The sequence below is a fragment of the Arthrobacter sp. USHLN218 genome (genome assembly GCF_037144715.1).
In the GTDB taxonomy this organism is placed as follows: Bacteria; Actinomycetota; Actinomycetes; order Actinomycetales; family Micrococcaceae; genus Crystallibacter.
Window position 1 is genome coordinate 248,804 of sequence record NZ_JBBCYT010000007.1, and the last position, 15,575, is coordinate 264,378.

General features: G+C 65.9%; 12 protein-coding genes. 8 read left to right on the plus strand and 4 right to left on the minus strand.

Annotated features, from left to right (window positions below; genetic code table 11):
* The first annotated feature begins 17 nt into the window (after positions 1-17).
* The 4 genes from nrdF to WFH44_RS16835 all read left to right on the plus strand — a co-directional run bounded on the left by nrdF (position 18) and on the right by WFH44_RS16835 (position 4,857).
* Positions 18-992 (plus strand): class 1b ribonucleoside-diphosphate reductase subunit beta, encoded by a 975-nt coding sequence (gene nrdF, locus WFH44_RS16820; RefSeq protein WP_336715135.1) that lies wholly within the window; start codon positions 18-20, stop codon positions 990-992.
* Between the two features lie 781 nt (positions 993-1,773).
* The gene (locus tag WFH44_RS16825; protein WP_336715139.1) at positions 1,774-2,541 is read left to right on the plus strand and encodes an MBL fold metallo-hydrolase; all 768 of its coding nucleotides are present in this window, start codon (positions 1,774-1,776) and stop codon (positions 2,539-2,541) included.
* A gap of 570 nt (positions 2,542-3,111) precedes the next feature.
* Complete coding sequence (locus WFH44_RS16830; RefSeq protein ID WP_336715140.1) at positions 3,112-4,101, plus strand: alpha/beta fold hydrolase; 990 nt, start codon at positions 3,112-3,114, stop codon at positions 4,099-4,101.
* Between the two features lie 171 nt (positions 4,102-4,272).
* A complete protein-coding gene (locus WFH44_RS16835) occupies positions 4,273-4,857 on the plus strand; it encodes a hypothetical protein (protein ID WP_336715142.1) in 585 nt (194 codons plus the stop codon).
* A 17-nt stretch (positions 4,858-4,874) separates the two neighbouring features.
* Here WFH44_RS16835 and WFH44_RS16840 read toward each other — a convergent pair whose 3' ends face one another.
* Entirely contained in the window at positions 4,875-5,291 is a 417-nt protein-coding gene (locus WFH44_RS16840; RefSeq protein WP_336715144.1) for a hypothetical protein, read from the minus strand.
* 290 nt (positions 5,292-5,581) lie between these two features.
* Here WFH44_RS16840 and WFH44_RS16845 point away from each other — a divergent pair, with 290 nt between their 5' ends.
* Complete coding sequence (locus WFH44_RS16845) at positions 5,582-6,265, plus strand: hypothetical protein (protein WP_336715146.1); 684 nt, start codon at positions 5,582-5,584, stop codon at positions 6,263-6,265.
* Between the two features lie 227 nt (positions 6,266-6,492).
* Here the strand turns inward: WFH44_RS16845 and zwf are convergent, their stop codons facing one another.
* Positions 6,493-7,938 carry a glucose-6-phosphate dehydrogenase gene (gene zwf, locus WFH44_RS16850; protein WP_336715149.1) on the minus strand — a complete coding sequence of 482 codons (1,446 nt, stop codon included), beginning with the start codon at positions 7,936-7,938 and terminating at the stop codon, positions 6,493-6,495.
* Positions 7,939-8,159: 221 nt separating this feature from the next.
* Here zwf and WFH44_RS16855 point away from each other — a divergent pair, with 221 nt between their 5' ends.
* The 3 genes from WFH44_RS16855 to WFH44_RS16865 are packed head-to-tail and all read left to right on the plus strand — an operon-like array spanning position 8,160 to position 12,251.
* Positions 8,160-9,740, plus strand: coding sequence for a GMC family oxidoreductase (locus WFH44_RS16855; RefSeq protein WP_336715151.1), 1,581 nt, complete (start codon positions 8,160-8,162; stop codon positions 9,738-9,740).
* Positions 9,741-9,788: 48 nt separating this feature from the next.
* Positions 9,789-11,198 carry a cytochrome ubiquinol oxidase subunit I gene (locus WFH44_RS16860; RefSeq protein WP_336715153.1) on the plus strand — a complete coding sequence of 470 codons (1,410 nt, stop codon included), beginning with the start codon at positions 9,789-9,791 and terminating at the stop codon, positions 11,196-11,198.
* A gap of 9 nt (positions 11,199-11,207) precedes the next feature.
* Positions 11,208-12,251 carry a cytochrome d ubiquinol oxidase subunit II gene (locus WFH44_RS16865; protein WP_336715156.1) on the plus strand — a complete coding sequence of 348 codons (1,044 nt, stop codon included), beginning with the start codon at positions 11,208-11,210 and terminating at the stop codon, positions 12,249-12,251.
* Positions 12,252-12,379: 128 nt separating this feature from the next.
* Here the strand turns inward: WFH44_RS16865 and WFH44_RS16870 are convergent, their stop codons facing one another.
* A complete protein-coding gene (locus WFH44_RS16870; protein ID WP_336715159.1) occupies positions 12,380-13,684 on the minus strand; it encodes a cation:proton antiporter domain-containing protein in 1,305 nt (434 codons plus the stop codon).
* 100 nt (positions 13,685-13,784) lie between these two features.
* A complete protein-coding gene (locus tag WFH44_RS16875) occupies positions 13,785-15,575 on the minus strand; it encodes a SulP family inorganic anion transporter (RefSeq protein WP_336715160.1) in 1,791 nt (596 codons plus the stop codon).

Sequence of the window (15,575 nt, forward strand, 5' to 3'; positions counted from 1 at the left end):
GGAATCCGAGGGTAAAAATGACGGAGAAGGTCAAGCTCCTCCACCACGTTGAGGCCATCAACTGGAACCGCATCCAGGATGAGAAGGATGTGGAGGTCTGGAACCGGCTGGTCAACAACTTCTGGCTGCCGGAGAAGGTGCCGCTGTCCAATGACGTGCAGTCCTGGCACACGCTGACGCCGGCCGAGCAGACCCTCACCATGCGGGTGTTCACCGGCCTGACCCTGCTGGACACCATCCAGGGCACCGTCGGTGCCGTCAGCCTGATCCCGGATGCACTGACCCCGCACGAGGAGGCCGTGTACACCAACATCGCCTTCATGGAATCGGTGCACGCCAAGAGCTACTCTTCGATCTTCTCCACCCTGTGCTCCACCAAGGAGATCGACGAGGCCTTCCGCTGGTCGGTTGAAAACCAGAACCTGCAGAAGAAGGCCCAGATCATCACCGACTACTACTACGGTGACGACCCGCTCAAGCGCAAGATCGCCTCGACCCTGCTCGAGTCCTTCCTGTTCTACTCCGGGTTCTACCTGCCGATGTACTGGTCCTCGCGCGCCAAGCTGACCAACACGGCCGACCTGATCCGCCTGATCATCCGCGACGAGGCCGTGCACGGCTACTACATCGGCTACAAGTTCCAGAAGGGCCTGGAGCAGGTGGACGAAGCCAAGCGGCAGGAGCTGAAGGACTACACCTTCGAGCTGCTCTACGAGCTGTACGACAACGAGGTCCAGTACACCCACGACCTGTACGACGGCGTGGGGCTGGCCGAGGACGTCAAGAAGTTCCTGCACTACAACGCCAACAAGGCCCTGATGAACCTGGGCTACGAGGCCATGTTCCCGTCCACCGTGACGGACGTGAACCCGGCCATCCTGTCGGCGCTGAGCCCGAACGCGGACGAGAACCACGACTTCTTCTCCGGCTCCGGTTCCTCCTACGTGATCGGCAAGGCCGTCAACACCGAAGACGAGGACTGGGACTTCTAGCCGCCGTCATCATCTAGTTCTCTGCCTCTGCCCCGGTTGGACTTGTTGTCCAGCCGGGGCACTGTTGCTGTGGGATCCCGACCAAGTTGGAAGAAGTGCACCGCCGGCGGAAGCCTTGAAGGCGCATCACTGGCGGGCCGATGGTGCCACCGTTGCGGAAGGCGGCACCAATTCCGCTGTGCACCTAGTTAGGACTTTTGTCCCTGTTTTCCGCTGAGGCAAGTCTTGAGCCGATCTTGAGGGTGCCCTGCGCCTTTGCGAAGGTTCGGTGCGGCATGCTGTTCCCAGCTGGCGGCCACCATCCGGGTTCCGTCTGGGGAGTAGGAACCATTCGCGGCCGGTTCGTAGCCGCAACGCGATGGCGGGGCGCGGGCAGGTTCTGGGGAGGGCCTGCCGCCCCCGCCGTCTCGGACCCCAGGACGATCAACGCCGAGCGGCTACCCTCAGCATGTTGCTCCGAAAGCCGCCTGAAAGCCACTGGCCTCTCCCGCTGGTCCTTATCGGATGATTGGGTCAGCGTGCTTCGTTTGTAGTCCCTCTGCCATGCTTTCTCTCGGATATTGCAGCAGTAGACTTTACGCTCGGCCGCCGCTTATAAAGGGGTGCTCGGACGATCGCCGCGTCGCGGACGACCGCCTGCCGAAGTATGCTTTGCACAATGCGGGCACCCAGGAGGTGTGGTGCCTGGCTGATAATCCTCGTTCCACCATCAGCCCCCGGTCGGATCCCGGGATGGCTGTTCAGAACCGCCTCCCAACATTCCTACCAGAAAAGCACCCGAATGCAGCCACATCATTCGTCCCCATGGAGCCCGGCCGCAGCTATCTCCGAGCAGACCCCCGGCGTCTTCTTCGTCGAAGGCCCGGCCTCCAACTGGATCATCGCCCGCGACGGCCGCGACTTCACCGTCATTGACGGCGGCTACCCCGGCGACATCGGGCATGTCCTTGCCTCGATCAGTCACCTCGGACTAGACCCGGCCCACGCCGCGGCCATGGTCATCACCCACGGGCACATCGACCACACCGGATCCGCCGGCCATTTCTCCGACGAGTACGGCACGCCCGTCCTCTCCAGCTCCGCCGAACGCCCCCAACTGCTCGGCGAGGTCAAGTACCAGGTGGCGCCCCTCCAGATCATCATCAGGGCCTGGCGTCCCCGGGTTTTGAAGTGGATGATCCATGCCATCCAGGCCGGCGGCACCGCGACGAACAACATTGCTGAGGCTGAAGCCTGGGATGCTGCCCGGCTGGCCGCCCTGCCCGGCGGACTGGTCGCCGTCCCCACGCCGGGGCACACGCCCGGCCATGCCGCGTACCGGCTGCCCGAGGCCGGCGCCGTCGCCACCGGTGATGCCTTCGTGACCGGCCATGCGATCAGCGCGCACTGCGGACCGCAGATGCTGCACCCGATGTACCACCACGACGTCGCGGGCGCCTATGCGTCGCTGAACACGCTGGCCGCCGTCCCCGAGAACCGCGTGCTGCCTGGCCACGGCCCGGCCATGGACCTCGACCTTGCCACGGCCGTTCAGTCGCTGGCTCCTTGATTACAGCTAGTGCGTGTTGACCAACGGTTCCCGGCCGTCCCGACGTCTTCCACCGAGAAAAACGTGACCATCGCCGTCGCCTCCGCTACCGGCAAGCCGGACACAGCATTGCCCCGGAGTCTGGGGGCGCAGTTCCGGGGCAATGCCTTTCCCCTCCCAGGACGGAGGGACCGGCGGCGCTGCCAGTCTCGTCATGGCGTTGCCGTCACGACAGACAATATGGGTGCTGACTTGGAAAAACACCGGGCGTAAACGCTCACCGCCGAATCGCTTCAGCACCCTGGAAATACGAAATGGCCCGAAGCCAGGCCTCCCCAGGCCGTCTCGCTTCGAGCCATTTCGCTCTGGCAACAGTTCACGCATATGAATCCAGCGCCGTTGCTGGCATTCCCCCATGAGAAAAGCTGCCCGCCGGTCGCGGCCCCGTTCAAAAGCCCCGCCGACAGGTCCAGTATCCCGGATCCCGTGAGGACCTAAAGCGGTTGACCCGTCCCGCAGTCACCCCAGTTCCCAGTTACTGGGGTAGCACCGGGAGCGGACGTCCGTCTGATCTGCCGGAGGATGCTTCGTATGGCCGTCAGGAATCCTCTGCCGAACAGCACAACCCGCCGCAGGAGGCTCTGCCGGCTCGGGGCTGCCGCTGCCGCTGCCGTGGGGCTGGTTTTGTCCTCCACCGCCGCCAACCTCACCCTCGAGCACGTGGAGCGGTCCACGATCGAACCCTATGGTGAGAGGATCCGGATCAGCGGCGGGTCCGTGAACGTTCATCGTTCGGCTGGCCCAGGAGAAACCATTGTGCTGTTGAGTGGGCTGGGAACGCCGTCGCCGGCGCTGGACTTTGCCCCGCTGATCCGGGTCTTGGACGACTACAACGTCGTCGTGGTCGAGGGGTTCGGCTATGGGTATGCGGATCAGGCCCCCGACGATGCCCGGACCGTTGAGAACATCACCGACGAGCTGCACGAACTGCTCGGCGGGCTGGGAATCGGCGATCCCTACGTCCTGGCGGGCCACTCTTTGGCCGGCTACTACATGCTCTCTTACGCCAACCAGTATCCCGAGGAAGTGTCGGCCGTCATCGGCATCGACCCGACGTTGCCGTCCGATGATCACGGGCAGGGCCCGGAACAGGCCGCGGAAAGCTCTCCCGGGTTCAACTGGGGGCGGCTGCTCTCGATTACCGGTCTGGTCCGCTGGACCATAGCGATCGCACCCGGCCTCGCCGAACCGGACGGCAGTGCGTTTACCTCGGATGAACTCGAGAGGATGCGGTTGATGGCCAGCTGGAACTGGGACACCCCGGCGGTGGTCGACGAGACGGCCAGGATCGGGCAGAACGGCCGCGCCGTCCGGGGGATGAGTTACCCGGACGAGCTGCCGGTGCTCACCTTCCTGGCCAGCGGGAACGGGATGTCCCCGGACAGACTCGGACGTTACGAGGAATGGCTGCGCAACGTCCGTGACCACAAAATCGTGGTGCTCGACGGCGGTCACTACCTTCACTGGACACACTCGGCAGAGATGGCCGAGCAGATCACCGCGTTCCTGAACGCGCACTGACGAGAGCTGCTCAGTCCCGCCCGAAGGTGGCGGTCAGGTGCTTATGGATCGGGTAAACCTCGCCCGCCGTTAATCGATGGAGGGGCTTCGGGCCTGAATTCCTCTGGACCGCGGCTGCCGGGGCCGCTACCGTAGGATCAAGTGGGGGCAAGAGCCGTGCGAAGGACAGCAATGGCCGGTGCCAATCCTGACGCAATCGATTCCGACGCAGTGACCTTGCCGTCACGTGCCCGCCGCTTGACCCGGCGCGCCGCGCACGGTGTCGCCCGGCCCGCGGCCGCCCTGCTGCGTGCCTACGAAACCGAGCACGCCATCTACGGCACGGTGCTGGTTAGCGCCCTGATTGCCGTCGGCTGGAAGTACGAGACTGACTTGGAAGTCTTCCTGTTCACCCTCGGAACCGTCGGCGTCTTCTGGTTGGCCCACATTTACTCCGGGGTGGTTGCTGGCAATCGGTCAGCCGGGCGCCCCCGCAAGGCGGTCTGGGCTATGGTGCTGGCCACCGCCCGGCATTCGGCCGGCATGGTGCTTGCGATGCTCCTGCCGGCCTTCTTCCTGCTGCTGGCCGCGGCCGGAGTACTCGACGAGTACGTGGCCTATTACGTCGCCCTGTGGGTCGGCGTCGGGGTCCTCGCTGTGCTGGGCTACACGAACGCCGCCCGGCGTCGCAAACGCTGGCCGCTCCGGCTGCTCAACGCCGCCACTACCTCGGCCTTGGGCCTGATCATTATCTGGCTCAGTACGCTCGTGCATTGACCTTCGTTTTGGGGCGGTCAGTGCAACGCGGCGTTGACCAGCAGGCCGTAGAAGAATGCGGCCCAAAACGCGAGCACGGCGAAGAGCGCAGTGAACGCAAGCCCGAGTATCAGGGTGATGCCCCGCTGCAGCCGGGTGAACCCGCTGCTGTTCCAGCCGTGCGTGGAGAGAACGGCGCGCAGCCCGAGCAGGGCGACGGAAAGCGGCACGCCGATCAGGAGGACCAGATACCCGGCCGGGGACACCGGGTCGTCCTGGATGAGGTTGAACTCATGCCGGGCGACGGTGTGCGGGGCGAAGGTGTTGACGGCGAGGACCAGAGCCGGGTAAACCAGCAGGCTCGCCGCCAAGAGGGCGACCCCGGTCTTCTTCAGGACCCGCAGCGGCCGCGGATCCTCGGTTGAGTGTGGGGGTGCGGCCTCTATGCTGGGCATCTCCTCAGCCTAGGCCAAAGTCCTTGCGTCAACGCGCTCGGAGCGAATCGACTGGCGAGGCCGACTAGGCGCGATTAAGCGATGGCCTCGGGCAGCACCGGCACCTCGATGTCCTCCTCAAGTACGAAGGGGAGACGCTGTGGCCTGATGGGCTCACGCCTCCGACGACGCCGGACTGCAACATCTTCGTGAGTGAGCTGCCCGGGGATAGCATTCAAGAGCTTCATTGAGCCGTCGACGGGCGATTGCCGGATGATAATCATCAGCATCGTGAAGGAAAGAAATAACGCATGACCGCAACGGATCGAACCGAACGCCAGCGCCCCGCGAAAAGGAAACCCGAGTCGGGGATCGCGTACGCCGTCACCGGAGGTGCCCTGCTGCTCGGTACTCTCGCTTTGGTCGTCTTCGGCCGGTTCGAGGAAACCCCTGTCACCTTCGCCGCGTTGGCCGGCGGGGTTGCCCTGGGTGCCTGGCTGTTCCGCTGGGGACACCGCTCCTGGATTTCGATCCCTTGCCTGTTCGTTTCGCTGGCTGCATTCATTGCACTGGCCTCCTTTGCCGGTGGGGGCACGAGCATCGCCTGGATCGGGGGCTTCGTCGCAGGAACGAACCTCGGTGCCGGCTGGAGGTTGGCGACGCGCCGAACACCCGAAGCGCGCGGGACGATGGCCGGTGTCAGGCCGACGGTTGATTCCGTCCGGGCGGATATCATCTCTGCGATCGCAGAGATGCGTGCGGTTGCCCAGGAAGAGCAAGACGAGCAGCGGACCCGCACGGCGGATTACCTCGATCAGCGGTTCGCAGGTGTCACGGATCGGCAGGGCCTACGCGAGGCCGCCGAAGGCGCGCTCACCCTGTACGGCGGTGCGGGAACGTTCGCGGACGTCGGAACCGCCGAGTCGGCGCGGGCTGTGGTGAACCTCCAGGAGGCCCTGCACATGGCCCGGTCCCGGTTCGTGCGGAACACATAAGCGCGGCCACGCCGTGTCCGCGGTCGGCCTCGCCCCGTTACGATATGGCGTTGCAGGACCGGATCCTTCCACAGCGCTTCTGTACTCGCCCGATCAGCTCAGGGCATCCGGGCGTGCGTCGTAGCTCATGCGTGGATCGACTACCAGCCGCAGGGCTTTTTCGCGTGCGGGGTACGCCTGAATCCCGGCGGCGCCCTGCTCGGTCGCCTGCTACGAAGGGTAGAGACTTATGAGGCCAGCCAGGGACGGTGCCAGCCGAGGTAATCGGCGGTCAGCTCATCTGCCACTGGCGGCCCCCAAGACCCGGGCGTGTACCTGTGCACCGGTGGCGGCGCATCCAGGAGTGGCTGCATGATCCGCCATGTCTCCTCGACCCCGTCCTGGCGGGTGAACCGCGTACTCTTCCCGACCATCGCCGCCTCGAGCAACACTTCATAGGGAGTCGGCCCTTCGCCCCCTTCATTGGCGAACTCCATGTCGAGATCGATGGCGCCGGGGCCGACCGTGTCCGCACGTAGAGCCTCGACCTTGAGCCGGACGCCGGTCGACGGATCAAGCCTGATGACGAGCTGGTTGGGCTCTGGTCGGCGATCGGATCCGAAGTTGAAGCCGAGCCGGGGCGGGTGCTTGAACACCAGCCGAAGTTCGGTCTGGGTGACCGGAAGCCTCTTGCCGGTCCGAATGAAGAACGGTACCCCTGACCAGCGCCAATTGTCGATGTCGAGCCGTAACGCGGCGTACGTCTCCGTCGTCGAATCCGCGGCTACGCCGTTGATGCTCTGGTAACCCTCGTACTGGCCGCGGACGTAGTGGGCGGGGTCGGCCTCGGAGACCGCGCGGAACAAAGCGACCTGCGAGTCCTTGATCGTTTGCGGATCACCCCCTGACGGTGGCTCCATCGCGGCCGCGGACACGACCTGCATGAGGTGGTTGACCACCACGTCGCGCAGCGCACCGACGGGATCGTAGAAGTGGCCGCGGTCCTCGACGCCGAAGTCCTCGGCCATCGTGATCTGCACGCATTCGACATAGTTCCGGTTCCAGATCGGCTCGAGCATCGTGTTGGCGAACCGCAGGTAAAGGACCTCCTCCAGACCCATCTTCCCCAGATAGTGGTCGATCCGGTACAACTGCGACTCGTCGAGGAACTGGTGCAGCTCCTCGGCCAGGGCGCGAGCCGAGGCTCGGTCGCTCCCGAACGGCTTCTCCACCACTACCCGCCCCGTCGAGGTCAGGCCCGCCCGGGCCAGTCCCTTGATGACTGTGCCGAACAGGAAGGGCGGGACTTCGAGGTAGAACACAGGCGTGTCGGCGCCCTTGATTGCCTCGGCGATCCGCCCGTAGGTTGCTGCGTCGCCGAAATCGCCCTGCACGTAGGACAGCCGGGCCGCGAAACGGCCGAAAACGGCGGCGTCGATCACCTCCCCGGCACCCTCGATTGACACCCGCGCCCGTTCCACCAGCTGGTCAATCGTCCAATCATCGACGGCCACCCCGACGATCGGGCACTTCAATAAACCCCGCCGCTCCAGCCGGTACAACGACCTGAACGTCATCACCCTGGCCAGGTCTCCGGTGATCCCGAACACCACGAACACATCGGCGGAACCCTGACCAGCGCTATCCGGATGGCTACGCCCGGCACCGGTTGGGCCACTCATAGTTGCTGTCATGGCATCTCCTCGACGTGATCGACTATCTGCCGGCAAGAACGAATCTGCTCGTGGCCTCCGTGCCGGGGCTGAGGTAGACCGGCTTCTCTCAGAGCCAACCACCGCCTCCCGGCCCCCGTCATCACCTATTTTGGATGATGACGCCATCCGCTCCGGGGGGTCAGGATCAAGGTCTAGAGGCAGCATCGCCTGATCAGAGAACCGCTCCAGGAGGCTCCGGCATGACAGACGACCAGCACTATGACGTTGTCATCATCGGGACGGGAGCCGGGGGCGGGACGCTCGGCCACAGGCTCGCCACGAACGGGGCGAAGGTGCTCTGGCTGGAGCGAGGTCCGTTCCTGCCGCGCGAGCGCGACAACTGGCAGACCGAGGCGGTGTTCGTCCGCGGAAAATACCTCGCGAAAGAGCTGTGGTACGACCGGCACGGCCGCGAGTTCCAGCCGGAGGTCAACTACTACGTCGGCGGGAACACCAAGTTCTACGGCGCGGCATTGTTCCGCCTCCGTCCGGAGGACTTTGGCGAGCTACGCCATCATGGCGGAATTTCCCCGGCCTGGCCGATCTCCTATGACGACCTGGAGCCTTACTACACCCAAGCCGAACATCTCTATCTGGTGCACGGTCAGCACGGCGAGGACCCGAGCGAGGGCCGTGCCAGCGCGCAGTACGTCCACCCTCCGGTATCCCATGAACCCCGCATCCAGCAGTTGAACGACGACCTGGAGAAGCTCGGGCTGCACCCCTTCCACCTCCCGATCGGCGTCAATCTCCAGGAGGTCGGACCCGGACGGGCGGCACGGGCAAGTGCGTGCATCCGATGCGACCGGGTCGACGGCTTCCCGTGCCTGCTGAACGCAAAATCGGACTCGCAAGTCATCTGCGTGGATCCTGTTCTCTCCCAGGACAACGTCACACTGGTTACGGGCGCCCACGTGCAGCGCTTGGAGACCGACGCTTCAGGACGCAGTGTCACCGCGGTCGTCACAACCTTGGACGACGGCACCGAGACCAGATTCACCGGCGACATCGTGGTCGTCGCCTGCGGCGCGGTGAACTCCGCCGCCTTGCTGCTCAGATCCCGCCAGGACCACCACCCGGACGGGCTGGCCAACAGCTCCGGAGTGGTCGGCCGGCACTACATGCGGCACAACAACATGGCGCTGATGACCGTGTCCCGGGAGCCCAACCCCACGCGGTTCCAGAAGACGTTGGCGATGAACGACTGGTATCTAGGGTCCGACGACTGGGACTATCCGCTCGGCGGTATCCAGATGCTCGGCAAATCCGACGACGAGGAGCTTCGCGCGCAGTCGCCGCGATGGGCCGGCAAGATCTCTCCGGGCCTGCCCTTCGAGGTGCTGGCGCACCACGCCGTCGACTTCTGGCTCTGCGGCGAAGACCTGCCGCAGGCCGACAACCGCGTCACGGTCGACGCGGACGGCACCATCCACCTCAGCATCGACGAGAAGAACAACGTCGAAGGAGTCAAGCGGCTGCGCCGCAAACTCGACGGCATGCTCGGCAAACTGGGCATGCACGAGCACCATTTGCTGGACCGGAGCCTCTACCTGTACAAGAGCATGCCGATCGGCGCCACCGCGCACCAGGCAGGCACCGTCCGTTTCGGCCTCGATCGCGAAACCAGCGCTCTCGACGCGAACTGCAAAGCCCACGACCTGGACAACCTCTACGTCGTCGACACCAGCTTCTTTCCCAGCATCGGCGCCGTGAACCCGTCCCTGACCGCCATCGCCAACGCCCTGCGGGTCGGCGACCACCTCACCGAACGCCTTGGCTAGTCCCCGGGTCCCCATGGCAGCTGTCATTCCCGCTGAAAGGGGTGCGACATGACGCTGTTCGCCGAGGCCCTCATGCCTTTGATGGAGGTTGACCCGGTTCCGTGGGCTCGAGCCCAGATGGCATTCACGTTGGCCTTCCACATCATCCTGGTGCCACTCGGCGTGTCCTGGTCTGTGATGGCGCTGATCGCCAACTACCGGGGCATCAGGCGGTCCGACGCTGACGCCATCCGGCTCGCGCAGCGCTGGTCGAAGTACATGGCGGTCACCTTCGCCGTCGGCGCCGTCACGGGAACGGTTCTCTCCTTCGAATTCGGCCTGCTGTGGCCTCAGTTCATGGGTCAATGGGGCGAGGCGTTCGGGGTGCCTTTTGCGTTCGAGGGTCTCTTCTTCTTTCTCGAGGCCGTTTTCGTCTCGATCTACATCTTCGGGTGGCGCCGACTCAAGCCCTGGACCCACTTCTGGACCGGTGTGCCGATCGCCGTCGCCGGCATCTTCGGCAGCGTTTCGGTAGTGGCCGCCAACGCATGGATGAATTCCCCCGAAGGGGTCACCCTGGACACCGCCGGGAATGTCGTGGCCGTGGACCCGCTCGGCGTGATCTTCAACGAGGCGATGCCGCTGATGGCGGCGCACATGGTGATTGCGGCCTACCTGGTCGGCGGCTTCCTCGTGGCCATGGTCTACGCGACGGCGATGCTGCGCGGGCGGCGGGACCACTACCACAGGCTCGGCTTTCTTATCGCCTTCAGCGTGGCCGCCGTCGCCGTCCCCGTGCAGATGGGGGTCGGTGACGGCCTGGCTCGCTGGGTATACAGCAACCAGCCGGTCAAGTTCGCCGCGATCGAGATGGTGCCGTCGACCAGCAGCGACGTGCCCGAGACGCTGCTCGGCCATCTCAACTCAGAAGGAGAGGTGGTGGGCGGTATCCCCATTCCCGGGCTCGCCTCGTGGTTGTCGGACCCCAGCACTGGCCGGGCGACCGTCGTTCAGGGGCTCGACACCGTACCCGCAGACGAACGGCCGACGAACCGCCAGGTGAACGTCGTCCATCTCGCTTGGGACATCATGGTCGGCGTCGGTACTGCCCTGTTCCTGCTGACGCTGTGGTACTGGGCCTCGTGGATCTTCCGACGAGAGATGCCTCGCAGCAAGTGGTTCCTGCGCTGCGCCGTCGCTGCCGGACCCCTCGCCGTCCTGGCGTTGGAGGCGGGCTGGACGGTGAGCGAGGTCGGCCGTCAGCCGTGGATCGTCTACAACAAGATGCGCGTGGAGGACGCCGCGACCACCAACACCGGAGTCTGGGTCACCTTCATCGTGGTCACGATCCTCTATCTCGGGCTGGGCGTCACTACAATCCTCGTCCTGCGCGGGATGAGCCGTCGCTACCGTGCGGCAGGACGATTCGTGGAGACGGACTCCCCGTACGGACCACGCAAGCCGATGAAAGAGCCCTAGGGGTCACCCATGGATACCGCCGCAGCCCTGCTCCTGTTCGGTGCCATCACCATCTACGCGATCTTCGGCGGCGCTGACTTCGGTGCCGGCTTCTGGGACCTGACCGCTGGTGGCACGCAGCGCGGGGAGCGGCCGCGCGAGGTAATCGACCACTCCATCGGGCCCGTGTGGGAAGCGAACCATGTGTGGCTGATCTTCATCTTCGTCGTGCTCTGGACGTGTTTCTCCGAGGCTTACGCGTCGATCACCCTGACCATGTTCGTGCCCCTCACCTTGGCGGCACTCGGCATCGTCCTGCGCGGTGCCAGCTTCGCTTTCGGGAAGGCGGTGTTTCGGCAGCGAGCCCGCCGCAGCTTCGGGGCCATCTTCGCCGTCTCCTCGGTGCTGGTGCCCTACTGCTTCGGCGCCATCGCGGGAGGCATCGCATCCGGCCAGGTTCCGGCCGGCGGTCGGGCGGGCGATCCGCTGCACAGCTGGGTCAACCCGACGTCGGTCGTCATGGGTCTGCTCGCTGTATCCGTGACGGCCTATGTCGCCGCGGTACTGCTCACCTGGGATGCCCGTCGCCTCTCCGACGAGGCGATGGTCGGCTACTTCCGCGTCCGCGCCGTGGCGGCCGGGGCCGTGGCGGGAGCCGTCGCGCTGGTCGGTCTCTTTGTCGTACGGAGCGAAGCCAGCTACGTCTTCGGAGGACTCACCTCACGTGCCCTGCCGCTGGTGATCATCTCGGCGGCCGCCGGGCTCAGTGCGCTTTTCCTGCTCCGAGGCCGGCCCCACCGCGGAGCGCGGCTGGCAGCGATCACCGCGGCCGGCGCACTGGTGCTCGCCTGGGGCGTTGCACAGTGGAACTACCTGCTGCCCGAAACGCTAACGGTCCCGGCGGCCGCTGCGCCGTCGGGCACGATCACGGCCGTGCTGGTCGCGGCCGGTCTCGCCGTGCTGTTGATCGTGCCGGCCTTCACCTTGTTGTACGTGCTCGACCAGCGCGGAATGCTTCCCGAAGAAGGCGGCGACGACGAGCCCGACCGGGGCCCCGGGGCCGTCCGTGCCTGACGTCGCTGACGAGGTGGCAAGCGAGATCGACGTGGTCGTGCGCCGGGCGCGGCCATTCTCTTCTGGTCAATCGGTGGCTGGACCCTGCCGCCGGACTTCGTATCAAGCCCGGAAGCAGGCAGGCCGGTTCAGCCGGGCTTTCCACCGCGGTGGAAGCCGCGGGAACTGAGCGTGGGGAACTGGCGGCGACGCCGGGGCATGGTCGCCGGCGTCGCCTCTTCCGCTGCAGGGTGTCCAGCGACGTGGACCTCGTACCACTGGTGGTAGAAGGCGACCAGCGGGGCCGAGCTCAGGCCGTGGAGAATAACGCTGAGTGCAACGGTGATGACTACGGTCGTGAACACGACTTCACCGTCGGGAACCCCGCGCTCGAAGGCGAGCAGCGCGAACACCAGCGAGGCGAGGCCGCGCGGACCGAACCAGCCGATGAACGCCGTCGTCTGGGCCTTCACGCTCTGGCCGGCGAACGCGATCGCCACGGGGATCATGCGTACCAGTGTCAGGCTGAGCACAGCGTAGAGGACCACCTGCCACGTGACGTGGGGGATGGCCCATGTCAGGGCCAGTGCTCCGAAGCCGATCCAGGTCACGGCGGCCAGGAAGTCGCCCGACTCCTCGGCAAACAGGGTCACCAGCGAACCGCGTGCGCCCGAGGCCCTCCCGAACGCGAGGCCGCCGACGAAGGCGGCGATAAAACCGCTGCCGCCAAGCGTCAGCGCGAGGGTGTAAGCCAGCAGCGCCACGGACATGGTCACAACCTGGCGCCACTCCGGGCTGATCCATCCCCGCCGGTCGGCGGTGCGGAACAGCAGCCCGCCCAGGATTCCCGCCGCGAGTCCGCCAGCGAGTCCCCAGCCGATTTGGGCGGCCATGTTGCTGACGACCGCGCCGGTGACCCCGGTCGTGAGTTCGGCGTTGGCGATTTCGAGCGCGACCAGGAAGAAGGGGACCGCGAGGCCGTCGTTGAGGCCGCTCTCGACGTCCAAGGCTTGCCGCACCCGGGCCGGAACGGCGGTATCCGCGACGACCTTCCGGCCCAAGGCGGCGTCGGTCGGGGCCAGTATTGTGGCCAACAGGGCGGCGGACGCGAGCGCCATGCCGGGGAAGACGAGGGTTCCGACCCACATGCCGGCGAGCATTGTGAGGGGCAGGCCAATCAGTAGCAGGCGGCTTGGCCACCCCAGTTCCCGGCGGAGCGAGCGGAGGTCGAGCCGGGCGGCATCGCTGAACAGCAGCAGCACGAGTGCGAGCTCCGCCACGCGCTCGACCGCTTCGGCCTCCAGCGCGATGTCGAGCATGCCCAGAGTGGAAGCGCCGACGGCGAATCCGGCGGCCGTCAGGAAGAGTGCCGAGGTGATGCCATAGCGGTCAAATGGCCTGGAGACGGCGCTCCAGACGATGATGATCCCCAGTATCGTCGCCGCCGTCACCATGCGGATCCTGCTCTCGATCGCTGCATCGGAGTTTGAGCCCAGCCTACGCTTTACCCGGGCGCTCCGGCAGTGCCCGGCGATCTTGCCCTCCCACCTCGATTCAGCCTGGCAATCCGTCCCGTCCCTGCCGGGCTGCCGCCTGTTCCGCCTGCACCGCCCGGTGGATGTTCCCGTGGATCCTCTGCGTGCTGAGTCGCTCAACCACGCCGTCCCTCTCCAGGGTCGCGCGTACGGTCGGCTTCAGCCGGGCCAGGCGCAGGTTGATGCCGGCCTCGCGGGTCAGGTGCACCACGTCTGCCAGCTTGGCTGCGCCCTGGGAATCGATGAAGTTGATCCCCTCGCAGTCGAGCACGATGCCGGTAAGCTGCGGCGCCGATTGGATGGCCTCGCGCAGGCGGTCCTCCAGGGCGTCGGCGGTGGCGAAGAAGAGCCCGCCGTCGAACCGCACCACGGCGATGTCGGGAAGCACTTCGTCGCCGGGGTGGCCGTCGGTTTCGCGGAAGACCTGGGTGCCCGGCTGGCGTCCCAGGACCGGCATCTCGGGGTGTGTGGCCACCGAGATGAGCCAGAGGAGCGAGAGTCCGATGCCGATGAGGACGCCCGCGAGCACGCCAAAGATGACGGTGCAGGCGATCGCGGTGACCGCGATCCAGAAGTCGAACCGCTGCACCCGGGCCAGCCGCCGCATTTCGCGCAGGTTCATCATGCCCATGACGACGGCTTCGATGATCAGGGCCGCCAGCACCGGCTGCGGCAGGTTCGAGAAGAGCGGAGCCAGGAAGAGCAGCGTGAGCAGGACGGTGGCGCCCGAGGTGAGGGAAGCCAGACCGGTCCTGGCCCCGGAATGATCATTCAGCGAGCTTGCCGACAGGCTCGTCGAGACCGGCATCCCCTGGAACAGGCCGGCCGCCGTGTTGGCCAGCGACTGGGCCGTCGACTCCTGGTCAATGTCGATCCGGTAGTGGTGCTTCGCGGAGAAGGCCCGAGCATCTCCCGCGGTCTGGGAGAAGCCGATCAGGGCAAGCGCCACGGCCGCGACGGCGACGATACCCACCTTGTCCCACATCAGGTGGAGGTCCGGGACCTGCGGCGACGGCAGCCCGCTGGGCACATGTCCGACGAGTGCCACGCCTTTGGCCCCAAGGTCGAACACCGCCGACGCGAGGAGTCCGCCCACGACCAGGACCAGGGCGCCGGGGATGCTGGGCGCGACCGCCCTCAGGCCGAAGACCACGGCCAGCGCAATCGTGCCTACGAAGAGCGTCGCCGGATGCGTCCCGCCCAGGGTGCCCAGCCAGGAGATAAATTCCTGGATCGGGTTGGACCCGGTCGCGTCAGTGCCGGTGAGCTTCGGCAGTTCGCCGACGACGACGTCGATCGCCGCGCCGAAGAGGAAGCCGGTCACCACGGCCCGGGAGAGGAACTGGGCAATCCAGCCCATTTTGAGGACTGCCACGAGCAGGAACAGGATTCCGGAAGCAAGGGTGATGCCAGCGACAAACGAGGCAATATCCTGCGGGCTGGTGAGGCCGGCGGCGAGCACTGCGCTGGCAGCCACCGCCGCGAGGCCCGAACTGGGCCCCATCGAAATCTGACGGCAGGTGCCGAAGATGGCGTACGCGATCGCGCCGGCTGCGGCTGCATACAGTCCATTCTGCAGCGGGATTCCCGCGATGCCGGCGTACCCCAGGTTCTTCGGAACGATGAGGGCCGCGACGGTGATTCCGGCGATCAGGTCGCCGCGCAGCCACGTGCGGTCGTAGGAACGGAGTTGTCCGATCAGTGGCACCAGGGACCGGCCCCTGTGCTGCGACCTTTTCATGGTCCAGTCATACTCCGGGCCGCAGTGGTCCACCAGAGCCATCTTCTCCGGATCATCCCGCTGGTTCAC